This window comes from Caballeronia sp. EK, assembly GCF_014384845.1.
GTDB classification, from domain to species: Bacteria; Pseudomonadota; Gammaproteobacteria; order Burkholderiales; family Burkholderiaceae; genus Caballeronia; species Caballeronia jiangsuensis.
Genome location: NZ_JACSUE010000001.1, coordinates 537076 through 562631 on the forward strand (window position 1 = coordinate 537076; position 25556 = coordinate 562631).

The following is a 25556-nucleotide window of genomic DNA, read 5'->3' on the forward strand; positions in this document are numbered from 1 at the left end:
CCAGTGGGGTCGCCGTAGCCGAGTTGCGCCTTCGAACGGCGGTTGCGCGTTCAAGACCGGTCGGCCGAGTGCTCAAATGGCGAATGGCGGAGATGGGTCGCGAAGACTCATTCGCCGTTCCCGGAAGCCGACATTCAACTGCGCCACACCGCCAACGACAGCGATAGCACTAGTCATGTAACCCGTAAGCCGCGATCTTCCCTCGCAACGCAAGTTGTTTCAAAGCGAACTGCGCCGAGGAAGATTCACGTGTCGCTCAGAACTCGATGCGCTCTTTCGTTGAAGAATCAGCGACGCTCGGGGATGCTCCCGTCCGACGAGAGACGCCGTTCCAGCATGTCGATATCGTCGCGCAGCAACTGAATCACTGCGGCGGTGCTCGGCTCCCGCAACTGTCTTTCGTTTTCCATTTGGACAGCGTGCAGGGCCATATCGGCGATCTGCTCCGCGACCTGCTCGAGCGAGCGCGGACCGGAAGGCGAATACCACCACGCACTCCAGTTGCACATGCCGATGATCGAGAAGGCCGCCACCTTCGCATCCAGCGCGCGAAACTGCCCTTGCCCGATGCCGAATTCGATCGCGTGCTGAAACTGCTCGAGCACCGCTCGGCGCGCCTGCTCCGCCAGTTCGCGTTGCTTTGGCGGCAGGTTGCCTTCGTTTCTCTCCACGACCCGAAACTGTAGCGGATGCGTGAGGATCAATTGCGCATGACGCAATACCAGATGCCGCAGCATGCCTGCCGGATGCTGCATGTGTTCGGGCACCGCCTCTGACGCCAGTTGTCCCGCCGCACGCGTAACCGTCTCCGTGAGCACTTCGAGAATCGCTTCCTTGCTCTTGAAATAGTAGTAGAGCGCGGGCCGGCTCACGCCGATCGCATCGGCGATGTCGTTGAAGCTCGTGCCGTCGAAGCCTCGTTCGATGAAAAGGCGCGTCGCCACTTCAAGGATGTTTTCGCGCAAGGCGTCGCTCTTGGTCTGGGTTCGGGTCATACGGCGTTTTTCGACGAATCTGTCAGAAAGAACATCACGATACCTCATTCGGGCGTCGCGCCGTGAGCCCGCCGCTCTTGGTGGCAAGGGCACGCGTGGCAAACCGCACCGCTCGATGAGTTGACGTATCCGTAAAAACCATAATCAAAAATCGACGATATCGTAAAATAATTCGACTAAGATGTAAAAAAAGGAGATGGCCTCGATGAATCGATCTGAACAAGTACGCGTTGGCGGCACGACCGCAGGATTTCTCAACACCGACTGGAATCCGCGTGATCTGCCGGCGGGCGCCAGCACGCGCAACGTCGTGCTGCGCACACAGGACGGTGCCGCGACGAGTGGCTCGCTGTATTCGAGCGGTGCGGCGGATACGGTCGTCTGCATCATGCATCCGCGCGAATTCATGGCCTGCCATTACCTGATCCCGGATATCGTCGCGGCGGGCTACGCCGCGTGGACACAGGCGCCGCGTTCGGTGGGCAACGACATGCGCCTCGAACACGAGTTCGCACTTTACGACGTAGCGGCCGGCATGCGATTTCTGCGCGACGCAGGCTTCAGGCGCGTCGTGCTGCTCGGCAATTCGGGGGGCAGCGGGCTCTACGCGCTCTATGTGCAGCAGTCGAATCTGGAGCCGGCGCAGCGCATCGAACGCACGCCGGGCGGACGGCCAACGAAGCTTGCGTCGCTCGACATGCCGCCCGCGGATGGCGTGATATTCGTCGCCCCGCATCCGGGACAGGGCGCGTTGCTGCAAGGCTGCATCGATCCTTCGGTCACGAACGAAAACGATGCGCTCAGCGTCGACGATGCGCTCGATCCGTTCGCGAGGTCCAACGGGTTCGACGCGCCGCCTCGTCCCTCCCACTACGACGCAGCCTTCGTTACACGCTATCGCGCGGCGCAAATCGCGCGCGTGGAACGGCTCGACGCCATCGCGCGCAATCTGATCGACGAGCGCCTCGACGCCCGCGCGCGCGTCAAGTCCGCCGGAGAGGCAGCCGATGCCCGCTCGCGCCGCGTGGCCGCGCACACGCCGCTGATGACCATCTGGCGCACCGATGCCGATCTGCGCTGCTTCGACCTGTCGCTCGATCCGTCGGATCGCCGCTACGGGTCGCTGTGGGGCGCGGACCCGTTCGCATCGAACTACGGCTCGGTCGGCTTTGCCCGATGCTGCTCGCCAGAAGCGTGGCTGTCGACGTGGTCGGGCGTGTCGTCGAACGCGCTGCTGTCGAAGACAGCGCCCGCGGTCACGCAACCCTCGCTCGTCGTCGAATACACCGGCGATCAGGCGTGCTTCCCGAGTGTCGTCGCGGACATCTACGCGAGCCTCGGCTCGTCGGCGAAATCGCATCGCCGGGTACGTGGCGATCACCACGGCCGGGCGCTTGCCGAAGGCGAGGAGGCGGGCCGCTATATCGCCGGGCGCATCGTGCGTGACTGGCTGCGCGAAACCTTTCCCCAATGAGATCCGCTTGATCAGATACGGAGTACCGATATGAAAATGAGCGACATGCCCGCCGAAGGTCAGACCCTGCGCTTGAGCGGCGTAGATCACACAGCGCGTCCGACCTGGAGGCTCAAGGAGACCGTCGAGTTTTATCGCGACGTGCTCGGCCTGCCTTTGATCCATACGATTTCCGCGCGTGGATGGGGGCCCGCCACGCACCCGGATTTCCTGCACTTCTTTTTCGATAGCGGCAACGGCAGCACGATCGCGTTTTTCTACTACCTCGGAAGTCGCGAACCCGACACGCTGGATGGAAGGGCGACGCATCCGCCGCGTCCCGACGATCATGTCTTCGATGCCACGCACACGGCCTGGCTGGTCGACACGCAAGAGGAACTGCAAGCGTGGAAGTCACGGCTCGCGTCACGCGGGGTGGAGGTGTCGGTGGAGACGGCCCACGAGGTGATCGAGTCGATCTACTTTCGCGACCCGAACGGCTATTTCATCGAGATCACGCGCAAGCTGCGCGCTTTGGAGCCGCTCGATTCGCACGACGCCGCCGCGACCCTCGAAGCGGCAATCGAACTGGAGACGCGCGAGCGAGGCCTGACTTGCATCGATGAAGTTTGGGCGCGCAAGGCGGAACGCATCGGCGAGCGTCGCGAGACCGACACCGGGCACTTGCAGATCTTCGTGCTGAATGTGCCGGAGTTCGCGTCGCTCATCGAAGCGGCGCGCAAGCTGGCTGGCTGCCGTGTCGAAGATCGCGGCGATTACACGGAAATCAGCGCCGCCGGGCCGGTCTCGTTCGAGCGCCGCGCGCTGGGCCTGAAGCCCGCCGTCTGGTACGGGCTCTTCACCGGCGGACTGAACGGACGCATCGAGCGCTATGACCGCGATGTCGTGCGCATCGCGCCGCGCGGATGAAACGGTACATGGACATGCGGGAGACAGAACATATGAGAGGCATTTTTCACCCGATCGAAGGCGTGATCTATGGTCCGCGCGAGCTCGCGCAAGGCTATTTCGCATCGGGCGCATGGATCGACACGACCCTCGGCGACGCGCTGCGCGCCACGGCCGCGCGTGTGCCCGAGCGGCCCGCCTACATCTCGGACGAAGCGACCATCACGTTCGCGGAACTCGACGAGCGCAGCGAGCGGCTCGCCGCGGCACTGCTCGAAACCGGGCTGCGCCCCGGGGATCGCGCGATCTTCCAGATGGGCACGACGGTCGACACGGCCGTCGCGCTGATGGGCGCATACAAGGCGGGCATCGTGCCCGTGTGCGCGGTGCCGCAGTATCGTGAAGTCGAAATCGGCCAGCTTGCGGCGCAGTCGGAACCGCGCGGCTACTTCGTGCAGGCGGATTTCTCGGCATTCGATCTCGTCGGCTTCGCGCAGCAGATGTTCGGGCGGATCGCATCGCTGGAACATCTCATCGTTGCGCGCGCCAGGGAGACGGAGGTCGGCGCGGGCCATCGCACGATCGACGCGCTCATCGACGCGATGCCGCTATCGCGCGCGCGCGCCGTGCTGGGCGACATCCGCATCGGCAGCGAGGACGTGCTGAGCTTCCAGCTTTCCGGTGGCACGACCGGCGTGCCGAAGATCATTCCGCGTTTTCATGCCGAGTACATCGGTCACGCGCTTGCCTGGATGCGTCACATCGGCATGAGCGAGGCGAGCCGCATGATCTGGTCGCTGCCGTTGCTGCACAACGCAGGTCAGTTGTATGCGTTCGTCTCGACGGTGGCCGCAGGCACGACGACCGTGCTGATGCCGCGCGTAGACATCGCCCGGATGCTGGAGCTGATCGAAACGCATCGCGTGACACACGGGCTTTCCATCGGCCCCGTCGCGCCGCAGATGATCGCGTATCGGGAGATGGCGCGGCACGATCTGTCGTCGTTGCAACTGTTCGGCACGTTGAGCCGCGCCGATTCGCTAGAAGCGCATCTCGGCGTGCCGTGCTTCAACCTGTACGGCACGACGGAAGGGCTGCTGATGGGTGCGGGACCGGCACATGCCGCTCAGTTGCGGCATTTCACACAAGGCCTGTCGGGTTGCCCGGCGGACGAGATCCGCGTGCTCGTGCCCGGCACGGACGTACCCGCGACGGAGGGCGAGGCAGGCGAGTTGTGCTTTCGCGGACCATCGAGTCTACGCGGCTACTTCCGCGCGCCCGAGGCGACCGCGCAGACGCTGACGCCCGACGGCTTCGTGCGCACCGGCGACATGGTGACGCAAAGGCTGATCGACGGCGTGCGCTGCTTCGCATTCGAAGGGCGGCTGCGCGACAACATCAATCGCGGCGGCGAGAAGATCGGCTGTGAGGAAGTCGAGGCGTACGTGAGCCACCATCCGGCGGTCGCGGATGCGAAGCTTGTCGCCATGCCCGATGCGCTGTACGGCGAGAAGGCCTGCGTCTATCTGATCCTGCGCGCGGGCCATACTGCGCCGACGGTGCGGCAGCTTGCCGATTTCCTCGTCGCTCAGGGGCTTGCCAAGTTCAAGTGTCCCGAACGCATCGAGATCGTCGACGAGTTTCCGGTGACGCGCGTGGGCAAGGTCGACAAGACGGCCCTGCGCCGCGACGTCGCCGCGCGGATGGCGCAAGAGCAGCCCGCACACGCCTCGCATGCCGATGCGCCGGGCATCGCGAAGGAGGGCGCATGACCGGCACCGAATACGTCGCGCTCACGCAGCCGTTCGTCGTGCGCCGTCGCGTTCGCTGGGGCGAGTGCGATCCGGCGGGCGTCGTCTACACCGCTTCGTTTTCCGATTACGTCATCTCGTTCGCGGAGCTCTTCTACGGCTTTCTACTCGATGGCGCGCCGCAGGCGGCGAAGAACCATCACGGTTTCGGCACACCCACGCGCGCGCTCGAATTCGACTTTCGCCGCTCGCTCAGACCCGACGAGACCTTCGACGCGACGGTGGAAGTCGAATCGATCCGCACCCGCACGTTCACGCTTGTTATCACCGCGCGCATGACCGATGGCGAGATCGCCTTCATTGCGCGCCTCACGCCGGTATGCATTCGCCGCGACGCGCGCGAATCGATCGAGATGCCCGTCGTGTTGCGCGACGCGCTGGAACAGTATCAGGCGCGCTGCGCCGAACACCCTGACGCAGGAGAAACCGAATGACGCAGGCAACATCCCGCACGTATCGGATCGGCCAGATCGTGCCGAGCTCGAACACGACCATGGAGACCGAGGTTCCCGCGATGCTGCGCGCGCGCGAAAGCATCTTGCCGGAGCGCTTCACGTTCCATTCGAGCCGCATGCGCATGCATCGCGTGGTCAAGGAAGAGCTGGAGGCGATGAATCGCGAGGGTCTGCGCTGCGCGGCCGAACTCGCCGATGCGCGCGTCGATGTGATGAGCACCGCGTGCCTCGTCGCCATCATGGCGATGGGGCCGGGCTATCACCGGCAGGTCGAGCAGGACCTGCGGCGCATCGCACGCGAGAACCACTGCGAGGCGCCCGTGATGACGTCGGCGGGTGCGCTCGTCGCCGGTCTCAAGACAATGGGCGCGCGCAGGATCGCGCTCATGGCGCCGTACATGAAGCCGCTGACGGCCGCCGTCGTCGCTTATATCGAGGACGAAGGCATCGAAGTATTGGATGCGCTGTCGTTCGAGATTCCAGACAACCTCGAAGTCGGTCGCCGCGATCCGCTGCAACTGCTCGACGATGTCCGACGGCTCCATATCGCGAATGCCGATGCGGTCGTGCTGTCGGCCTGCGTGCAGATGCCGTCGCTCGCCGCGATCCAGATCGCGCAGGACAGGCTCGGCGTGCCGGTCACGTCCACGGCCGTCTGCACGGTGCGGCAGATGCTCGATCATCTCGGCCTCGCGCCGATCGTGCCGAACGCCGGCGCGCTGCTTGGCGAGTCCGCGCGTCATCTCACGGAAATGCTGAGGAAAACATCATGAAGATCGCGGTGATTGGCGGCGGCCCCGCCGGGCTGTATTTCTCGATGCTGATGAAGCAGCGTTATCCCGGCGACGAAATCGTCGTTCACGAACGCAACGAGGCGGGCGCGACTTACGGCTGGGGCGTGGTGTTCTCTGATGTCGCGCTGAGCTTTCTGAAGGAAGCCGACGAAGCGTTCTTTCGCAGGTTCACGGCGCATCACGAGCGCTGCGACTATATGGAGATCGTGCATCGCGGCGTGCCGGTGCGTCTGTCGAATAACCATTTTTCGCGCACATCGCGCATCGATTTGCTGAACGTGTTGCAGCAGGCGTGCCGCGACACGGGCGTGGTCGTGCGCTACGGCAGTTGCATGAACGATCCGGCCGCACTGGAAGATTACGACGTCGTCGTCGCCGCGGACGGCGTGAACAGCGAAGTGCGCGCGCGGCTTGCCGAACACTTCCAGCCGAGCTTCGACGAGCGGCGCAACAAGTTCGCGTGGTACGGCACGACGCGTCTGTTTCATCCGGTGTCGCTGATCTTCCGCGACACGCCGCACGGCGTGTTCATCGCGCATGCGTATCAGTACAGCAAGACGCATTCGACTTTTCTCGTCGAGGTCGATCCGCAGACGTGGCGGCGTTGCGGGCTGGATACAGCCACCGAGGATGAGAGTCGCGCGTTCTGCGAGCAAGTCTTCGCGGAAGACCTGCAAGGCGAGGCGCTGTTGACGAACCGCTCGCAATGGTTTCAGGCCAAAGTAGTCAGCAATGCGCGCTGGTCGCACGGCAATGTGGTACTTCTCGGCGACGCACTGCGCAGCGTGCATTTCTCGCTCGGCTCGGGCACGCGCATGGCGATGCAGGACGCCATCGCGCTGTGCGAAGCGCTGTCGGTTCATCGCGATGACGTTCCCGCTGCCTTCGCTGCTTTCGAGGCGAGCCGGAAGGACGCGTCGAATCGCTTTCAGGACGCGGCGCGCAAGAGTCTCGACTGGTACGAGTCCGTCGATACCCGCATGAACCTCGATCCTGTCAGCTTCGCCTACGACTACATGCGACGCACCGGGCGGGTCAGTCACGAAGACCTTCGCGAGCGCGATCCCGCGTTCATCGAGCAGGTGGAAGCCATCGCCGCCAGCAAAGCGCAAACCGCGCACGTCTGAGCATCACGTCAAGGAGACTTCATGGACGCCAACGAATTGCGGCGTGAGCCGGTGAACGTGCGCGACATCATTGACGAGGCGCGCGTGTCGCGCTTCCAGATCATGATCGGACTGCTGTGCTTTCTGATCGTGGCGCTGGATGGATTCGATATCGCCATCATCGGCTTTATCGCGCCGCATGTGCGCAGCGACTGGAACCTGTCGGTGATGGCGCTCGGACCGCTTTTCAGCGCCGGTCTGCTCGGTCTGATGCTGGGCGCCTTCCTGAGCGGGCCGTTGGCGGACCGCATAGGGCGGCGCGGCGTGCTGATCCTGTCGGTCGCGTGGTTCGGCGCGGCATGCCTCGCATCGGCGGCCGCGCCGGACATCGTGTGGCTGGTCGCGCTGCGGTTCCTGACCGGGTTCGGACTTGGCGGCGCGATGCCGAATGCAATCACGCTCACATCGGAATTCAGTCCGGAGCGGCGGCGCGGTACCTTGCTGACCTTGATGTTCTGCGGCTTCTCGCTGGGCTCCGCGCTGGGCGGCGTGGTCACGGCGTATCTGGTCGCGGAGTTCGGCTGGCGCGGCGTGCTGATCATCGGCGGGTTGCTTCCGTTGATGCTGGTGCCGGTCTTGTGGCTCGCGTTGCCCGAATCGGTTCGCTTCCTCGCGCTCGGCAAAGGAAACGAAATGCGTATCGCAGCGATCCTGAAACGCGTGGCGCCGGATCGCGCGGCAGCCGAGCAACGCTACTTCGCATCCGACGAGCGGGCCAGTGCGTCGCCCGTCAGGCGCCTCTTCGATCCCGATTATCGGCGCGGCACGCTGCTATTGTGGCTCGCGTTCTTCATGAGCCTGCTGCTCCTCTACATGCTGATCAACTGGCTCCCGATTCTCGGAGCGCGTTCGGGCTTGTCCCTCAAACAGGCGTCGGTTTTCGCGGGCCTGCTGCAAGGCGGCGGCGTGCTTGGGGCGATCGTGCTGGGCGTGATGATCGACCGGTTCGACGCCTACAAGGTTGTGAGCGCGGCTTATCTCATCGGCGCTGCGGCGGTCGCATCGCTCGCGGTTGCGGGCTCGGCCTGGTGGCTTGCCGCGTGCATCTTCCTGACGGGCTTTTGCGTGAGCGGCTCGCAGGTTTGCGCGAATGTCATCGCATCGGGTTTCTATCCGACATCGAGCCGGGCGACGGGCGTGGCCTGGGCGCTCGGCGTCGGGCGGATCGGCGCGATCGCGGGATCGTTTGGTGGCGCGTTGATGCTGTCAGCGGGCTGGTCCAACGCAGCGCTCTATCTCATCCTGGCAGTCCCCGCGACACTGTCCGGCGCGGGTATCTTCTTCGCCGGCGCCCGTCGAGCGCGGATAACGGCGGCTTCGTCTGGCGCGGACGCTGCACTGGACATGCCCGGTACCGAGATGGGCTCATAGCCGATCCGCCGCTTCGGTCGGCATTGCCTTTCAGGCGGCGCCGACCCAGAAGCGGATTCCTGCAGGCAATTTGCGCAAGGTCTTTCCGAAAGACGGGCGCAGGGAACGCACGCGGCACGATGGTTGCGTCATCGTCGTGCAAGCTTCGATCCGGCGGCGACATTGCCGCATTCCAGGGAGAAGGTCATGGATGATCAGAAAGAGCAAGACCGCATTCGTCGTCGTGCCTATGAGATATGGGAGCGGGAAGGCTCCCCTGAGGGGCGCGCGGAGGAGTTCTGGGAGCAGGCGATAGCGTCGATCAGCGCAGAGGACGCGCAAGGGGTAACTCCGAGCAATGCCGCCGCAGACGAGCCCGTACAAAAAGAAGGGGCCAGCAAGTAGATCACTCGTCGTAAGAATCGGACTTCCGCTGCTTACATGGCGCGCAGATTGCGTCTGCTCGTCTAATGCTCGAGCCTGGTACAACCTCGAACGATCGACTCGTATGCAACCGACTATGAGGCCCGCGCGCAAGCCGCTCGACCGGGAACTGGAAATTGCGCTGCGACGCGTCTTCGGTTTTCCGAATCTGCGAGCAGGCCAGGAAGACGTCATTCGCAGCGTGATGGATGATCCCGGATGTGTCCTCGTCCGCACGAAGGATGAATCGCAGAACTGCTCAAAACTCTTCCATCTGCGGATCGGGGCCGCGTGTCGGGACTGCGGGCGCGGCGAGCCGGATTGCGCGGCCGGTGCGCGCGGACTCGTAGATCGCCTCGATGATCCGCTGATCCTGTAAGCCTTCTTCGCCCGGTGTGTGCGGCACGATGTCATCTTTCACGCACACCGACATGTGATCGATCTCGCGCGCGAACTGATTCTGCGGATCGATCTGCACTTCGGTGGTCGCGCTCTTGCCGTCCAGCAATGTGCCGTGCCGCATGCGCAATCCGTTGTAGCCGAACGCCGGATCCATCTCCACCCAGCCCTGCGCGCCCTGCAGCCTGAAGAAACGCGACTCGTGACTTGCATAGCTCGACATGCACGTCGCCGTCAGTCCGCTTGGAAATCGCAGGATGAAGTGCACGGACGCCTCCACTTCGACAAAGCGCGGATCGGACTCCGGCCGATACACCGTCGCGATGACTTCCTGCGGCTCCTCGCCGGAGAGAAAGCGCGCTGCATTCAGGCAGTAAAGCCCGATATCGGGCAATGCACCGCCGCCCGCCAGCGCTTTGTTCAATCGCCATTGCGACGGATCGCCGACGTTCTGTGAATTGCCCGCGATGAACTCGCGCAGCGGCCCAAGTTGCCTGTCCTTCACCATCTTCGCGATCATGCGATCCATCGGCTCGTATTGGCTGCGATATGCGATCATGAGTTTGCGGTTCGCGCGCTTCATCGCGTCGACCATTACCTGGCAATCGGCGACGCTGTTCGCCATGGGCTTTTCGCAGAGCACGTGCTTGCCGATCTTCGCGGCACGCAACGTGAATTCCTTGTGCATGCCGTTGGGTAAGACGATGTAGACGACCTGCACGCGCGGGTTGTCGGCGAGGCGCTCGAAACTCGGATAGTCGTGGACGTCAGCCTCCGGCACGCCGTACTGGTGCGCGACGCGCAGCGCCTTCGTGCGATCGCCCGAAACCAGCGCGGAGACCTTCGAGTATTTGCACTGCGCGAGCGCGGGCAGGATCTGATTGAGCGACAGTCGACCGAGTCCGACGATCGCATAACCGATGCGATCGTCGGGCGGCAGGTTGGCGTCCGGCGTCTCTTCCTTCTGCTCGGTGTTCGGATCCTGAATCAGCGGGAGCTTGACTTGATTGGCGTCGGAGCCCGACGGACCGGAGGACCACGCGCTGCCGGCCGAAGCGGCGGTGAGCGCAACCGCGATGCCCGCGCTTCCGCGTAACAAGAACGAGCGCCGCCCGGTTTCTGGCGGAGTGGAAGTCGATTGGGATTCAGCAAGCGTGGGGTCGTTGCGGACAGGCATCGGAGGCTCCAGGGACAGGCGTGATGCGGCAGGGCCGTCCGGTGGAAATCGGCCGTCGCGGCGTTGAGACAGTGTCAGCATTGACCGTGCCGTCGGCTCGTCGACTGCGGGTGAGGCGAGTTTTTTTGGGGAACCGAACTCTTCCATGTCGTCCTCGACGGCGCGTGCGTGCGCGCTTCGAGACCCGATCGTCGCTCGGCGCTGCTCGATCACATGGGGCAATCGCAATGCGGCGGGCTGAAAGCGAAGGAGAGAGCCGCTCGCGTCGCGATCGAGCGAGTACGCGGGTACGCGATTACGCGAGCGACTATCTGCGAGCACTGGCTGCGTGGATGCGCGGCGGCGGACCGCTGCCAACGGCAGAACGTTTTCTCGGGCCGCTGAACGATGCGTCCGCGGCTATCCGGTCCGACATCGCGGCCGCTATTTCCGGCATCGAGGCAGATTTACGTCAGTTGCAGTCGTTGTCGAGGCTGTCGTTCGCACTGGAACAGGTCGGGGGAAATTTGGAGAGCATCACCGGGCACTTTGCCGACCGCGTAAGCCGTTTGGAAGACAACGGCACAGCTCCTGCTCTGCTGATCAGTCACCCACGGCAAACAACATGACCAAGAACAGCGAAACGAACAAGCGGATGCCCGCGCCCGATGACCGACAGGCGCTTCTCAACGAACTGCGCCGTTGCAAGATGGCACGCTCGCCGCACGCATACGTCAGGGGCAATACAGAACGATTTTACGAGTGGGTGATCGAAGCGAACGGAGATTCGCTGCCTCACGGCCCGGCGATCTGGATTTGCGGCGACTGCCACACCGGCAATCTCGGGCCGATCGCCAATGCGAAAGGCAAAGTGGAGATCCAGATTCGCGACCTCGATCAGACGGTGATCGGCAATCCCGTGCATGACGTCGTCCGCCTGGGATTGTCGCTCGCGACGGCTGCGCGCGGGTCCTCATTGTCCGGCCTGAACGTCGTGCGAATGATCGAGGCGCTGGCTGCCGGATATGAATCGGCGTTCGCAGGTGAGGTCATTGACATCAAACGTCCTGAACCCGTTCACGTAACGATGAAGGAAGCCGTGCGCCGGTCGTGGCAGCATCTCGCGCGTGAGCGCATCGACGATCTGCATCCGGCGATTCCCCTGGGAAAGCGATTCTGGCCTCTTGCCAGAGACGAGCGAAAGGCGATCGAAGCGCTTTTCGCCGACGAAGACATTGCGAGTCTGCCGACCAGCCTGAAGGGTCGCAAAGACTCGGGCGAGGTTGTCGTGCTGGACGCGGCGTATTGGGTGAAGGGTTGCAGCTCCCTCGGCCGTCTGCGCTATGCGGTCCTGCTCGATGTCGATGGTGGCGTCGTGGAAGGCGACGACCTGTGTCTGATGGACATCAAGGAAGGCGTGAAGCCCGCGGCGCCCCGTTATGATGATGTGGCGATGCCGCGCGACAACGCGTTGCGTGTCCTTGAAGGTGCCCGAAACCTCTCGCCGTATCTCGGTGAGCGAATGCGCGCAGCGCGCCTGCTCGATCGCGGCGTCGTTATCCGCGAGTTGTTGCCGCAGGACATGAAGCTCGAGATCGAGGAACTCGGCAAGGATGACGCGATGCACGTCGCGCACTATCTCGCGGCTGTCGTAGGTAAGGCACACGCGCGGCAGATGGACGACGCAACGAAGCGGGAGTGGCGAGCGGAACTCGGTCGCAATCGATCGAAGACCATCGACGCGCCGCTATGGCTTTGGAACAGCATCGTCCAATTGGTGAGCAACCATGAAGCGGGGTACCTCGAGCATTGTCGGCGTTACGCGACCGGAACTTGACCGTACGATTCAATCCGATTACTCGATGCGGTCGCGCCCGCTGTGCGTGCTCGGAGGCATGCCTGGCTTTTCTGGTTGCGCAACAGACTCGCGATCTTCGCGCGACATGGAAGACGATCAAATGACCGTGGGGCGTTCGCTGCGTTCGATAAGCGTGATGCGCGCAAAAGGCTTCATGCCGCTCTGGACCGCCGGAGCGGTGTCGACCTCGATGATGTGGCTCGAAATGCTGGCCGCCGCGCTGTTCACCTTCAAGGCGACGAACTCCGCCGTGGACGTTGCGGTGGTCTCTGCCTGCCGAAGTCTGCCGCTTCTTCTAAGCGGAGCGGTCATGGGCGTGGTCGCCGAGGCAGTGGACCGGAAGAAGATCGTGTTTTTCGGATTGCTACTGGCGAGCGCTTCGTCGACGACAGTCGCGGTCTTGTCGTTCCTCGGCGCGCTGTCTACGTGGCAACTTTGCGCTGCCGCGTTCGTAAGCGGTGTCGTCTATGCCACCGAGATGCCTGCACGACGGCGCATGATCGCCGAGACGGCAGGTACCGCGAAGGCGTCTCGCGCGGTCGCCATCGACAGCATGACCAACTATGCGACGCGATGCATCGGCCCGTTGCTGGGAGGCTGGATCTACGGAGCGCTCGGGGTCGCTACATCGTACTTTCTCTCTGCGGCGGCTTCTCTTTGCGCCGCCGCGCTCATTTACCGACTCGATACCGTGCAAGTGTCGACCGGGCGGCTTTCCTTGTCCCGGATTTGCGGAGATCTCGTCGAAGCAGGGCGTTATGCGCGCGACAGCAGAACGATCATGGCGCTTCTTACCGTGACGGTTATCACGAACTTGTGCGGTTACAGCTACAACGTTCTGCTGACGCCTCTCGGAAGGGAGACCTTCAACCTGTCGGCCTTGATGATTGGCGTGCTGTCCTCTGCGGAACCGGCGGGTTCCTTTGTCGCCGGCGCGGTGATAGGAAGCGCTCGGATGCGCCGGCACTCTCTTCGCTGGTTGCTGTCGGGATCGATCCTCCTGTTTCTGGCGATAGCGGTTGCCGGATTCGCGAGCTCATACCAATGCCCGGTTGCGTTGCTGCTGCTTGTGCTCTTCATCGGCGGACTCGGGAGCGCCGCATACAACATTCATCAGACGACCATCGTGATCGAGTCCGTGCCCGGTGCCATGCGCAGCCGTGTCTTCGGCCTCGTGACTGTGGGAATCGGATGTTGGCCAATCGGAACGCTTCTGGCCGGCGCACTTGCAGCGGCGATCGGACCGACCGGAGCGCTGATGCTGTTGGGCTTGACTGGCATCGCTGGTAACGGCCTATTGGCACTCCGTGCAGCGCGGGCTGGATGGCTTCGGTAGGTCGGCCGTCGGCGACGCAAGCGCTGGCGTGACGCCCTTCATCCTCGAATCGAGAGCCGGGCGCCGCGCGATTCGCTCATCGGTGTGCAAGCATGTACTGACGCTTCGGCACGAACGCACGAACGCACGAACGCGACGCGGCTAAAGACCTCAGACTTTGACGACTCCGATGCGGTACTACGCTACGAAGGCGGGCCAATCCACATGCTGCGCCAGCGGCAGACCTTCAATAGCTACCACCTTCGCTCGTGCCCTGTGAAAGAGAGCAATGCACGGCGCCGGAAAATTGTTTCGAGAAGGGTAGAGCAGGTCGAAGATCGGTCCTTCCTTCGGTACCAGTCAACCCGTGGATCTGCCCGGAGATACGCTGCATGTAACGTCGGCTGGCAAGTAGCGTCTCGACGTAGGCGCCGCGCTGCTGCGGATGCAATTCGTCGACAGGACGCGATAAAAAAAACGGCGGCACCATCAAGTGCCGCCTTTTCATAAGCGCCGAGCGCCGTCGGATGACTTACCGCACCTTGCCCGCCTTCCACGCCGACAGCAGTTGCTCATACTTCACTGTTTCGCCCTTCGGTTTTTCGTTGGCGAGCGCCTTCCACGGCGCGTGTTGGTCCGACAGCCACTTGGACGGATCGCTTTGCGCATTCAGCTCCGGCGCGCAAACCTTCATGCCGGCCCGCTGCAAACGGGACAACACCTGGTCCATTTCCTTCGCGAGGTTATCCATTGCAGCCTGAGGCGTTTTTTCGCCGGCGACGGCGGTGCCGACGTTCTTCCACCAGAGTTGCGCCATCTTCGGATAGTCGGGCACGTTGTTGCCGGTCGGCGTCCACGCGACGCGCGCCGGGCTGCGATAGAACTCGATCAGGCCGCCGTACTTGTCCGCGTTTTTCGTGAAGTAGTCGCTATGAATGTCAGAATCGCGAATGAACGTGAGGCCGACAATCGACTTCTTGAGCGACACGCTCTTCGACGTCACGAACTGCGCGTACAGCCACGCGGCGGCGCGCTGATTCGGCGGCGTCGACTTGAAGAACGTCCACGAGCCGACGTCCTGATAGCCGTTTTGCATGCCGTCCTTCCAGTAAGCGCCGTGCGGGGACGGCGCCATGCGCCACTTCGGCGTGCCGTCCGCATTCGTGACGTTGCCCGGCTTGAGCATCGACGCCGTGAACGCGGTGTACCAGAACACCTGTTGCGCGATCCGGCCTTGCGCGGGCACAGGGCCCGCTTCGCTGAAGGTCATGCCCGACGCTTCTGGCGGCGCGTATTTCTTCAGCCAGTTGATGTATTTGGTCGTTGCATAGACCGCTGCCGGGCTGTTAGTGCCACCGCCGCGCGACACCGACGCGCCTACCGCATGACAGCCGTCAGGCGTCACGCGAATGCCCCATTCGTCGACGGGCATGCCATTCGGAATGCCCTTGTCGGCTTCGCCCGCCATGGAAAGCCATGCGTCCGTGAAGCGCCAGCCGAGCGACGGGTCTTTCTTGCCGTAATCCATATGACCGTAGACTTTTTCTCCGTCGATGGTTTTCACGTCGTTCGTAAAGAACTCGGCGATGTCTTCATACGCGGACCAGTTGACCGGCACGCCGAGATCGTAGCCATATTTCGCCTTGAACTTGTCCTGCAAGTCCTTGCGTGCGAACCAGTCCGCGCGGAACCAGTAAAGGTTCGCGAACTGCTGATCGGGAAGCTGATAAAGCTTTTTGTCCGGCGCGGTCGTAAAACTCGTGCCGATAAAGTCTTTCAGGTCAAGACCGGGGTTCGTATATTCCTTGCCTTCGCCTGTCATGTAATCGGATAGCGGAACGATCACGCCATAGCGATAGTGCGTGCCGATCAGGTCCGAGTCCGAGATCCAGCCGTCGTAAATGCTTTGCCCGGATTGCATCGAGGTCTGCAATTTCTCGACGACGTCCCCTTCCTGAATGATGTCGTGCTTCACCTGAATGCCGGTGATTTCACTGAACGCGGTGGCAAGCGTTTTGGACTCGTAGGTATGCGTGTCGATCGTTTCCGATACTACGTGAACCTCCTTGACGCCTTGCGATTTGAGTTTCGCCGCGGTGTCGATGAACCATTTCATCTCGTCCATCTGTTGCTGCTTCGAAAGCGTGCTTGGTTGAAACTCGCTATCCACCCATTTCTGCGCCTCAGGCGTGCCCGCCAAAGCCTGGTTCGCGAAGGCACCAGACACGATGCTTGCCACTGCCAGCGCGACGATCCGTCTCCTCTGATGCATGGTCTTCTCCTGTGTCTTTCGTGCCCCTTCGATCTTGCCGGCACCCGCTGGGGGCATCAGCGGAACCGGAAGTTGCCAGTCTTCATTGCATGCGTCGGCTTTCTAGCCCTTCCACATGATCGCGAGCAACACCAGCACCGAGGCTGCGAAGCCCGGCCAGGAACTCGAGCCCTCGGCGCTGATCGCGAGCCACGCGAGATTCACAAACGCGGCAGTCAGCAGGCCGATGAACAGGCGATCACCGCGAGTCGTCGCGATAGGCAGAAAGCCCTTGCGTTCATGAGTCGGCGAGCGCAGTTCCCATACCGTCATGCCACCCAGCATAACGACGATGCAACCGAAGAAGATCGCCACCTCGGGCGTCCAGTACATCCACGTGAACATCACACTCTCCCCATCGCGAAACCCTTCGCGATGTAGTTGCGCACGAAGTAGATCACCAGCGCGCCGGGAACGATGGTCAGCACGCCCGCCGCCGACAGCACGCCCCAGTCCATGCCGGCCGCCGACACGGTGCGCGTCATCACGGCCGCGATAGGTTTCGCGTTGACCGACGTCAGCGTGCGCGCGAGCAGCAGTTCGACCCAGCTGAACATGAAGCAGAAAAAAGCCGTGACGCCGACGCCCGATTTGATGAGCGGCAGGAAGATCTTCACGAAGAAAGCGGGAAACGTGTAGCCGTCTATGTACGCGGTTTCGTCGATTTCGCGCGAGACGCCCGACATGAAGCCTTCGAGAATCCACACGGCAAGCGGCACGTTAAACAGCATGTGCGCAAGTGCGACGGCAATGTAAGTGTCGGTCAGGCCGACGCTCGAATAGAGCTGGAAAAACGGCAGCAAGAATACGGCGGGCGGCGTCATGCGGTTGGTGAGCAGCCAGAAGAACATGTGCTTGTCGCCGAGAAATCGATAACGTGAGAACGCGTACGCGGCAGGCAGCGCGACCAGCACCGACATCACCGTGTTCATCAGCACGTAGATGATCGAATTGATGTAGCCCCAGTACCACGAAGGATCCGTGAAGATCACCTTGTAGTTTTCGAACGTCACGTGCTGCGGCAGCGTGGCGAACGTCGACATGGTCTCCTCGTTTGTGCGCAGGGAGATCGAGAACATCCAGTAAAGCGGAATCAGCGCGAACAGCATATAGACGACGAGCATCAACGTCCGCATCCAGCGGCGCTTATCCTGCATGGTCATCTCCTTGCGCGGCGGGGCCACCTTTGCCCACGCGGCTCATCCAGTTATAGAGAATGAAGCACAGCAGCAGAATGATCAGGAAATAGATCAGCGAGAAAGCCGCGGCCGGGCCAAGATCGAATTGGCCGACCGCTTTTTGTGTCAGATACTGACTGAGGAAGGTTGTGGAATCGCCGGGACCGCCGCCTGTCAGCACGAACGGCTCGGTATAGATCATGAAGCTGTCCATGAAGCGCAGCAGCACGGCGATCATCAGCACGCCGCGCATCTTCGGCAATTCGATGTAGCGGAATACCGCAAAACGGCTTGCGCCATCTATTTCCGCAGCCTGATAGAAGGCGTCCGGAATCGCGCGCAAGCCCGCATAGCAGAGCAGCGCGACGAGCGGGGTCCAGTGCCAGATGTCCATCACCAGCACGGTGAGCCATGCGGCCGTGGGACTCGCCGTGTAGTTGTAGTCGAAGCCAAGACTATTGAGCCAGTAACCGAGCAGTCCGATGTCCGGGCGCCCGAAGATCTGCCAGATCGTGCCCACCACGTTCCATGGAATCAGCAACGGCATGGCAAGCACGACGAGCGTGGCCGATGCGCGCCATCCCGAAGCCGGCATCGAAAGTGCGAGGCCCACGCCCAATGGAATCTCAAACAGCAGAACGCACGCGGAGAAAATGACCTGTCTGCCGAGCGCTTCGCGCAAATCCGGATCGGTCATGATGTTGCGAAACCACTCCGTACCGACGAACACATGCTGCGTCGGGCCGATGATGTCCTGCACCGAATAGTTGACCACCGTCATTAGCGGCAGGATCGTGGAGAAAGCGACGCAGATGAACACCGGAATGACCAGCAACCACGCTTTCTGATTGACGGGCTTGTTCATCGCGCGGCCCCATCGGAGATGCGTGTCTCGATTCTTTCGTCGTTGCAGAAGAACACGGTTTCAGGCGCAATGAGATGCAGCCAGGCGGGTCCGTCGACAATCCGCACATGCGGCTCGAGCCTCGCATTAAACACATTGCCGTCGCATTGCGCGGTAACCAGTTGATAGTTGCCGAGCTGCTGCGCGCGCAGCACCCGCGCGTTGACCGCGCCGGCTCCTCCTTCCTGCGAAAGGCGGACGAATTCCGGGCGAATCCCCAGTTTAAGCGCGCCGTTTGCCTGCTGATGCGCGGCACGTAGCGTCGCAAGCGTGCCGGCGTCGAGCGGCAAGCGCTGCGAGCCGATTTTTGCGCCGTCGGCATCGAGCTCGATCGGACAGAGATTCATGCCCGGACTGCCGATGAAGTAGCCAACAAAAGCGTGATCGGGCCGCAGAAAAAGCGCATCGGCTCCGCCCTTCTGAACGACGCGGCCATTTGTCATGACCACGACTTCATCGGCGAAAGTCAGCGCCTCTACCTGATCGTGCGTCACGTAGATAAGCGTGAGCTTGAGTTGCTGGTGGATCTTCTTCAACTGCCGGCGCAGGATCCACTTCATCGCGGGATCGATCACGGTCAACGGTTCGTCAAAGAGAATCGCCGCGACGTCCTTTCGCACGAGGCCGCGCCCGAGCGAGATTTTCTGCTTGGCGTCGGCGGCCAGATTGCTCGCCTTGTTCGGCAGGTCGTGCGTCATATCGAGAATATCCGCGACTTCGTGCACGCGCTTCGTGACCTCGGCGGCTGACATCTTGCGATTGCGCAGCGGAAACGCGAGGTTGTCGAACACGGTCATCGTGTCGTAGACCACGGGGAACTGGAACACCTGGGCGATGTTGCGCTGGCGCGCGCCGAGCGCCGTCACGTCGCGTCCGTCGAACAGCACCTTGCCCTCCGACGGCCTGACGAGCCCCGACACGATGTTCAGCAGCGTGGTCTTGCCGCAACCCGATGGCCCGAGCAACGCATAAGCGCCGCCGGAATCCCAGACCATGCTCATGGGTTGAAGCGCGTAGTCGTCGAGCGTCGCGGGGCTCGGTCCGTATGCGTGCGCGAGGTTCTGGAACTCAATGCACGCCATAAGCCGCCTCCGGGCTGGACACCAGTTGGGTGTCCGCGCCGAACACAAACAGTTCGTCAGGGTCGATGAAAACGTCGAGTTGCGTGCCGAGCTCGATCTGATGCACGCCCTGCAACTGCGCGACCAGGTCGACCGCGCCGGTCAGCGTGCGCAAGTGCAGGTAGGTTTCCGAGCCGCTCAGCTCAGCGAGTTCGAGCCGGCACGGAACAGCGATCGCATTAGAGGCCTTCGCCTGAAGACGCAGGTGTCCCGGCCGGATGCCGATGCGGCATGCGCCGTTCGCAGCGGGACCGTTCTGGACTGGAACCTCCACGCCGATCGGCAGACGCGCGCGGCCGTTGCCGCAGTCGCTCGTCAGCATGTTCATCGGCGGGTCGTTGAAGACGGCCGCGGCCGCGATGTTGACCGGCGCGTTATACACATCGAGAGTCGGACCGAACTGCAGAACCCGGCCTTTGTCGACGATTGCCGTATAGCCGCCGAGCAGTAGCGCTTCGAGAGGCTCCGTGGTCGCGTAGACGACGGTCGTCTTGCCGTCAGCGAAAAGCGTCGCCAGTTCCATGCGCAATTCCTCGCGCAATTTGTAATCGAGATTCACGAGCGGCTCGTCGAGCAGCACCAGCGACGTGCGCTTCACGAGCGCACGCGCGAGCGCGCAGCGCTGCTGCTGGCCGCCCGACAGTTCACCTGGCCGCCGCTCCAGCAAATGGTCGATATGCAGTTTGGCGGCGACCTCCTGCACGCGCCGGCGGATTTCGGCAGGGTCGGTTTTTTGCAGGCGCAAAGGCGAGGCGATGTTCTCGGAAACCGTCATCGCCGGGTAGTTGATGAACTGCTGATAGACCATCGCGAGATTGCGCTGGCGCACGCTGACGCCTGTCACGTCCTGGCCGTCGACGAGCACTCGGCCGCCGTTCGGCCTGTCCAGACCCGCCATCACGCGCATCAGCGTGGTTTTGCCGGCCTGGGTGGGTCCGAGAAGCACATTGATGGCGCCTGGGACGAGGCGCAAATCCACGCCGTACAGATACGGTTGCCCGCCAGAAACGACACTGACTCGCTCCAGTTCCAGGACCAAATCGCTCTCCTTTGCGGCGTGCGCGACGCCAGCCGCAGAAGCCGGCGCTTTAAGGTGGCGTCAATTGGATTGCACTTGGATTACATGCAGCAGGCAAAATGTCCCTTTTGTTGGTTTGCGTTTAAATCGGGGTAAACCTTACGACAGGATGAAATAGAGAGCATCCTCGGCGGGTTGGGGGGAAATCGCGACGAGATTGGTTGAGATCCAGCGTTGACTTGATTGCCGACACGCGACGGCGACGATCATGCAAAGGGCGTCTGACCTGCTACCTGCGGAGCACGCGGACCGGGAAAAAACGGCAGAGCAGGGGTGGATGCAATCCAGGGAGGCTAAATAGGATGGCAGCACCGAGTTTTGTTAATACGATTTTCTGTATCGCAAAGATACTCGGAGGGCTGAAAGTCGCTGTCAGCCGGCGTTTAAAAAGACCGATTCTCGACCCAGTCCTACATCCAACACCTCCTCCACGACCTGCTTGCTAGATCGATCTAACAGGCATAAAGTAACGTCACGTCAGCACAGCGAACACCGCGCATAACCAAGGGAGACGAGGTGATTCTTTCCACCGAGCATCAGCAAGTCGCGGACATGGCCCGGCGCTTCTCCAACGAAGTTATCCGGCCCGAAGCAGAGCGGCTGGACCGCGAAGAGTGCTTTCCGGCCGAGATATACCGGCAGATGGGCGAGACCGGCCTCTTTGGCATCACCGTGCCCGAGTCGATGGGCGGCGCGGGGCTCGACTGCCTCGCGTATTCAATCGTCATGGAAGAGCTGAGCCGCGGCTATTCGTCGGTGGCGGATCAGTGCGGGCTGGTCGAACTGCTCGGCACGCTGCTCGGCAAGCACGGTACGCCCGCGCAGATCGACCGCTGGCTCGGCTCGCTGGTGCGCGCGGAATCGAAGGGCGCGTACTGCATCACCGAGGCCGGGGCGGGGAGCGATGTATCCGGCGTGAAGACCACGGCCGTGCGCGATGGCGACGGCTGGTCGCTCAGCGGCTCGAAACTGTGGATACACAACGCGCCCGTCGCGGACGTGGCCCTCGTGCTTGCACGCACCGACCCCGACGCGGGCAAACGCGGCATGAGCATCTTCATCGTGGATTGCGCGTCGAAGGGCGTATCGCGCGGGCCGAAAGAGCACAAGTTCGGGCAGCGCGCATCGCAGGTAGGGGAACTGCATTTCGACGATGTGAAACTTCCCGCCGACGCACTGCTCGGCACTGAAGGGCGCGGCTTTCACATGATGATGAGCGTGCTCGAAAAAGGACGTGTGGGCATCGGCGCGCTGGCCGTAGGCATCATGCAGGCGGCGCTGGAGGCGGGCATCGAACAGGCGAAGATGCGCAGGCAGTTCGGCCAGCCGATCGCCGAGTTTCAGGCCATCCAGTTCATTCTCGCCGACATGGCCAAGGACACGGAAGCGGCGCGCCTGCTCGTGCGCTCCGCGGCATCGAAAATGGATTCGGGCGTCGAGGCGACCGTCGCCGCGTCGATGGCGAAATGCTTCGCCGGGGACGCCGCCGTGCAGCACACGAGCAACGCCATCCAGATTTTCGGCGGCAGTGGCTACATTCGCGGCTATGAAGTCGAACGTCTCTATCGCGACGCCAAGATCACGCAAATCTACGAAGGCACGAACCAGATTCAGCGGATCATCATCGCGCGTCAATTGCTGAAGGCATGACCATGAGCAGAACCGCAATCGTCACCGGCGCCTCGCGCGGGATCGGGCGCGCCGTCGCGCTCTCGCTCGCCGCCGAAGGCTTCGATATCGCCGCCATCGCCTTGAACGACGCCGACCGGCTGCGCGCGCTGGAAGCCGAAGTCGAAGCGCTCGGGCGCCGTTGCGCGAGCTTCGATCTCGATATCGGCGATATCGACGCGCACGCCCGCGTGCTCGCCGCGATCAACGAGCGCCTCGGCGACATCGACTGCCTGGTGAACAACGCGGGTGTGTCCGTGCTAAGCCGCGGAGATCTGCTCGACGTGAACGCGCAAAGCTACGACCGCTGCTTCGACATCAACACGCGCGGCACGTTCTTTCTGACGCAGGCCGTCGCCAGGTCGATGACAGCGCAAGCGCCGGCCGCCGAAGGCGCGCGCAGCATCGTGTTCGTGACATCGTCGAATGCGGTGGTGGCGAGTGTCGAACGCGGCGAATACTGCATGTCCAAAAGCGCCTCGTCGATGGCCGCGCGTCTGTTCGCGCTGCGGCTGGCGTCGCATGGCATCGGCGTATTCGAGGTGCAGCCCGGACTCATCCTCACGGAGATGACCGCGCCGTCGAAGGGCAAGTACGATGCGCTGATCGCCGAAGGCATGACCGCCACGCCGCGCTGGGGCCAGCCCGAAGACGTGGCGCGCGTGATCCGCACCATGGCGGCGGGACTGCTGCCGTACACGGTGGCGCAGGAAGTGCGCGTCGATGGTGGGCTGATGATTCAGCGCTTCTGAGGAACACCATGCGCAACTTGAACGGACGCGGCGATCTCTGCTGCATCAATACCGGCACGCTGGGTTACCGCGAGCCGATCGAGATGACGGCCGCGCGCATCGCCGGGCAAGGTTTCGGCTGGATCACGCCGTGGCGTCAGGAAATCGACGAGACCAAGCCGCAGGCCGCAGCCAGCGCCATTCGCGCCGCGGGCCTCAAGGTCAACGCGTATTGCCGCACCGCGTTTTTCGCGGCGAACGACGCGGCGGGGCGTCGCGCGGCGATTGATTCCAACCGCCGCGCGCTGGAAACCGCCGCCGTGCTCGGCGCGCCGGTGCTGGTCGCGGTGGTGGGCGGTCTGCCGCCCGGTTCGCGCGATATCGACGATGCACGCGCGCAAATTCTCGACGGCCTCGCCGCGTTGCAGCCGACCATGCAGGAGACGGGCGTGCGCATCGCGCTGGAGCCGCTGCATCCCGTCTATGCCGCCGACCGCAGCCTGCTCAACACGCTCGATCAGGCGCTCGACTGGTGCGACACGCTCGATCCGTCGCGCGAGGGACATTTCGGCGTAGCCATCGACGCTTATCACGTGTGGTGGGACCCGGCGCTGATGCCGGCCATCGCGCGGGCGGCGGGGCGCATACTCGCGCTGCACGTCTGCGACTGGCTCGTCGAAACGCGCGATCCGCTTCAGGACCGCGGCATGATGGGCGATGGCGTGATCGACCTTCGCCGTCTGCGTGCGGCGGTAGAAAGCGCCGGTTTCGACGGTCCCGTCGAAGTGGAGATCTTCTCGCGGCTCGACTGGTGGGCGCGCCCCGCCGACGAGACCTTACGCATCTGCCGCGAGCGCCTGTTCGCGTGCTGCTGATGCTGCTCAGTTCTACGAGCGCTCGCGCGGCTTGAGCCGGAGTCCGAACGGCGCATCGGTGAAGAGCGCGGTGCTCATTGTGCGGAGATCGGGCGCGACCTTCAGCGCGATCTCCGCCTGATCGAGAATGTCGCGTCGCAGGTCCACGCCGGGCGCGATTTCACACACGGTCAGGCCATCGTCCCTCGACTCGATGACGCAGCGCTCCGTCACGTACGTCACGCGCTGCCCGCGCTCGCGTCCGATACGGCCGCTGAAGGTGATCTGTTCGGTCGTTTGCACGAACTTGCGCGTGCGGCCTTCCGCGAGAATCGAAAGCGTGCCGCCGCCCACATCGAGTTTCGCGCCGGCCGTGAAGAAGCCCGAAAACACGATGCGTTTCGCATGCGCGGTGATATCGACGAAGCCGCCGCAACCGGCAGTCAGATACGGCTTCGATGCGAGCCGCGACACGTTCACGCTGCCGTCGCCATCGACCTGAAGAAAGGACAGCAGCGCGATATCGAATCCGCCGCCCTGAAAATACGTGAACTGATTCGGCGACGCCACGATGGCATCCGCGTTCGACGCGCAACCGAACGCGAATCCGAGCAAGGGCACGCCACCGACCGCGCCCTGTTCGATCGCCCACGTCACCTCGCCATGCAGTCCTTCTTCCAGCAGAATGCGCGGCACATTCGCCGAAATGCCGAAGCCGAGATTGGCCGCGTAGCCGTGTGCGAGTTCCATCGCGGCGCGGCGGGCGATGACCTTTTCCGGGCCCCAGGGCGTGCTGTCGAACGCACTCATCGGCAACGAGACTTCGCCGCTGATGGCGGGATCGTACGGCGTTTGCGTGGTCTGCCACTGATCCGCATCGACGACGATGTAATCGACCAGATTGCACGGCACGCGCACGTCCTGCGGCCGCAGCGTGCCGGACCTCGCCACGCGCTTGACCTGCGCGATCACGATGCCGCCGCTGTTGCGCGCGGCCAGTGCCTGATCGATGCCGCCCAGAAGCGCGCCTTCGTGCTCGTATGAGAGATTGCCGGCTTCGTCGGCGGTGGTCGCGCGAATGATCGCCACGCGCGGCGCGATGGCCGGGAAATACAGCCAGTCGCCGCCATCGAACGAGACCTTGCGCACGATCGGCTTCGCGCGCGCGGCGGCGTTCATCGCGCAGCCTTGCAGTTCGGGATCGACGAACGTGCCCATGCCGACCTTCGTCAGCACGCCGGGGCGGCGCGCGGCGGCGTCACGGTGCATGTCGAAGAGGATGCCGCTCGGAACGTTGTACGCCTCGATCTCGTTGTCGACGATCATGCGCCATACGTTGGGCATCGGCAGCGACGACGGCCCGCTCGGATACGATCCGGCCAGCGTGCGCGCGAGCAGCCCGCGCCGCGCGAGATGATCGATGCCCTTTACGCCGTACATGTCGCCCGCCGCGATCGGATTCAGCGTCGTGATGCCGCGCGGCCGTCCCTCGCGCTCGAAGCGCGCGCCGATGGCCGCCAGCACCTTGTCGGGACAACCCAGGCCGCTGGACGAACTGATGCTGACAATGTCGCCGTCGTGAAGCAGTTGCGCGGCTGCGTCTGCGGAAATGACCTTGCTCATGGCG

23 protein-coding genes are annotated in these 25556 nt (G+C 63.0%); 13 read left to right on the forward strand and 10 right to left on the reverse strand.

Annotation, left to right across the window (positions count from 1 at the left end; translation table 11 throughout):
* Window positions 1-287: 287 nt before the first annotated feature.
* The gene (locus IAG25_RS02290; protein ID WP_187603325.1) at window positions 288-995 is read right to left on the reverse strand and encodes a TetR/AcrR family transcriptional regulator; all 708 of its coding nucleotides are present in this window, start codon (window positions 993-995) and stop codon (window positions 288-290) included.
* 205 nt (window positions 996-1200) lie between these two features.
* Here IAG25_RS02290 and IAG25_RS02295 point away from each other — a divergent pair, with 205 nt between their 5' ends.
* The 8 genes from IAG25_RS02295 (at window position 1201) to IAG25_RS02330 (ending at window position 9338) form a co-directional block, all read left to right on the forward strand.
* A complete protein-coding gene (locus IAG25_RS02295; RefSeq protein WP_187603326.1) occupies window positions 1201-2469 on the forward strand; it encodes an alpha/beta hydrolase in 1269 nt (422 codons plus the stop codon).
* 36 nt (window positions 2470-2505) lie between these two features.
* Window positions 2506-3378 (forward strand): VOC family protein, encoded by an 873-nt coding sequence (locus IAG25_RS02300; RefSeq protein ID WP_187603716.1) that lies wholly within the window; start codon window positions 2506-2508, stop codon window positions 3376-3378.
* Between the two features lie 32 nt (window positions 3379-3410).
* Window positions 3411-5129, forward strand: a complete 1719-nt coding sequence (locus IAG25_RS02305; protein WP_187603327.1) for an AMP-binding protein — start codon at window positions 3411-3413, stop codon at window positions 5127-5129.
* Window positions 5126-5602: an acyl-CoA thioesterase gene (locus IAG25_RS02310; protein ID WP_187603328.1), complete on the forward strand. Its 477-nt coding sequence runs from the start codon at window positions 5126-5128 to the stop codon at window positions 5600-5602. The genes IAG25_RS02305 and IAG25_RS02310 overlap by 4 nt, the downstream gene beginning before the upstream one ends.
* Window positions 5599-6396: a maleate cis-trans isomerase family protein gene (locus IAG25_RS02315; protein WP_187603329.1), complete on the forward strand. Its 798-nt coding sequence runs from the start codon at window positions 5599-5601 to the stop codon at window positions 6394-6396. Before IAG25_RS02310 ends, IAG25_RS02315 begins: the two co-directional genes overlap by 4 nt.
* Window positions 6393-7544, forward strand: coding sequence for an FAD-dependent monooxygenase (locus tag IAG25_RS02320; protein ID WP_187603330.1), 1152 nt, complete (start codon window positions 6393-6395; stop codon window positions 7542-7544). Before IAG25_RS02315 ends, IAG25_RS02320 begins: the two co-directional genes overlap by 4 nt.
* A gap of 21 nt (window positions 7545-7565) precedes the next feature.
* On the forward strand, window positions 7566-8954 hold the full coding sequence (locus tag IAG25_RS02325) for an MFS transporter (protein ID WP_187603331.1): 1389 nt from the start codon (window positions 7566-7568) through the stop codon (window positions 8952-8954).
* 186 nt (window positions 8955-9140) lie between these two features.
* A complete protein-coding gene (locus IAG25_RS02330; protein WP_187603332.1) occupies window positions 9141-9338 on the forward strand; it encodes a DUF2934 domain-containing protein in 198 nt (65 codons plus the stop codon).
* Window positions 9339-9615: 277 nt separating this feature from the next.
* On the opposite strand, the gene IAG25_RS02335 is transcribed toward IAG25_RS02330, so the two are convergent.
* Window positions 9616-10854 (reverse strand): Gfo/Idh/MocA family protein, encoded by a 1239-nt coding sequence (locus tag IAG25_RS02335; RefSeq protein WP_187603333.1) that lies wholly within the window; start codon window positions 10852-10854, stop codon window positions 9616-9618.
* Between the two features lie 682 nt (window positions 10855-11536).
* On the opposite strand from IAG25_RS02335, the gene IAG25_RS02340 reads away from it, so the two are divergent.
* Together IAG25_RS02340 and IAG25_RS02345 are read left to right on the forward strand one after the other, a co-directional pair.
* On the forward strand, window positions 11537-12748 hold the full coding sequence (locus IAG25_RS02340) for a DUF2252 family protein (RefSeq protein WP_187603717.1): 1212 nt from the start codon (window positions 11537-11539) through the stop codon (window positions 12746-12748).
* A 106-nt stretch (window positions 12749-12854) separates the two neighbouring features.
* Window positions 12855-14105: an MFS transporter gene (locus tag IAG25_RS02345; RefSeq protein ID WP_187603334.1), complete on the forward strand. Its 1251-nt coding sequence runs from the start codon at window positions 12855-12857 to the stop codon at window positions 14103-14105.
* A 226-nt stretch (window positions 14106-14331) separates the two neighbouring features.
* Here IAG25_RS02345 and IAG25_RS02350 read toward each other — a convergent pair whose 3' ends face one another.
* The 7 genes from IAG25_RS02350 to IAG25_RS02380 form a co-directional block, all read right to left on the reverse strand.
* The gene (locus IAG25_RS02350) at window positions 14332-14574 is read right to left on the reverse strand and encodes a hypothetical protein (protein ID WP_187603335.1); all 243 of its coding nucleotides are present in this window, start codon (window positions 14572-14574) and stop codon (window positions 14332-14334) included.
* A gap of 42 nt (window positions 14575-14616) precedes the next feature.
* Window positions 14617-16356: an ABC transporter substrate-binding protein gene (locus IAG25_RS02355; protein ID WP_187603336.1), complete on the reverse strand. Its 1740-nt coding sequence runs from the start codon at window positions 16354-16356 to the stop codon at window positions 14617-14619.
* 102 nt (window positions 16357-16458) lie between these two features.
* Entirely contained in the window at window positions 16459-16740 is a 282-nt protein-coding gene (locus IAG25_RS02360) for a DUF2160 domain-containing protein (RefSeq protein WP_187603337.1), read from the reverse strand.
* On the reverse strand, window positions 16740-17552 hold the full coding sequence (locus IAG25_RS02365; protein ID WP_061173924.1) for a carbohydrate ABC transporter permease: 813 nt from the start codon (window positions 17550-17552) through the stop codon (window positions 16740-16742). Before IAG25_RS02365 ends, IAG25_RS02360 begins: the two co-directional genes overlap by 1 nt.
* Window positions 17542-18438: a carbohydrate ABC transporter permease gene (locus tag IAG25_RS02370; protein ID WP_187603338.1), complete on the reverse strand. Its 897-nt coding sequence runs from the start codon at window positions 18436-18438 to the stop codon at window positions 17542-17544. Before IAG25_RS02370 ends, IAG25_RS02365 begins: the two co-directional genes overlap by 11 nt.
* Window positions 18435-19559: an ABC transporter ATP-binding protein gene (locus IAG25_RS02375; protein WP_187603339.1), complete on the reverse strand. Its 1125-nt coding sequence runs from the start codon at window positions 19557-19559 to the stop codon at window positions 18435-18437. Before IAG25_RS02375 ends, IAG25_RS02370 begins: the two co-directional genes overlap by 4 nt.
* Window positions 19546-20637 (reverse strand): ABC transporter ATP-binding protein, encoded by a 1092-nt coding sequence (locus tag IAG25_RS02380; protein WP_187603340.1) that lies wholly within the window; start codon window positions 20635-20637, stop codon window positions 19546-19548. Before IAG25_RS02380 ends, IAG25_RS02375 begins: the two co-directional genes overlap by 14 nt.
* A gap of 555 nt (window positions 20638-21192) precedes the next feature.
* Here IAG25_RS02380 and IAG25_RS42085 point away from each other — a divergent pair.
* From IAG25_RS42085 to IAG25_RS02395, 3 genes are read left to right on the forward strand one after another with little or no spacing between them, the layout of a single operon-like run.
* Entirely contained in the window at window positions 21193-22326 is a 1134-nt protein-coding gene (locus IAG25_RS42085) for an acyl-CoA dehydrogenase family protein (RefSeq protein WP_187603341.1), read from the forward strand.
* A gap of 2 nt (window positions 22327-22328) precedes the next feature.
* Entirely contained in the window at window positions 22329-23096 is a 768-nt protein-coding gene (locus IAG25_RS02390) for a 3-ketoacyl-ACP reductase (protein WP_187603342.1), read from the forward strand.
* A gap of 8 nt (window positions 23097-23104) precedes the next feature.
* On the forward strand, window positions 23105-23950 hold the full coding sequence (locus tag IAG25_RS02395; protein WP_187603343.1) for a sugar phosphate isomerase/epimerase family protein: 846 nt from the start codon (window positions 23105-23107) through the stop codon (window positions 23948-23950).
* A 12-nt stretch (window positions 23951-23962) separates the two neighbouring features.
* Here IAG25_RS02395 and IAG25_RS02400 read toward each other — a convergent pair whose 3' ends face one another.
* Window positions 23963-25552 (reverse strand): acyl CoA:acetate/3-ketoacid CoA transferase, encoded by a 1590-nt coding sequence (locus IAG25_RS02400; protein ID WP_187603344.1) that lies wholly within the window; start codon window positions 25550-25552, stop codon window positions 23963-23965.
* Between the last annotated feature and the right edge of the window lie 4 nt (window positions 25553-25556).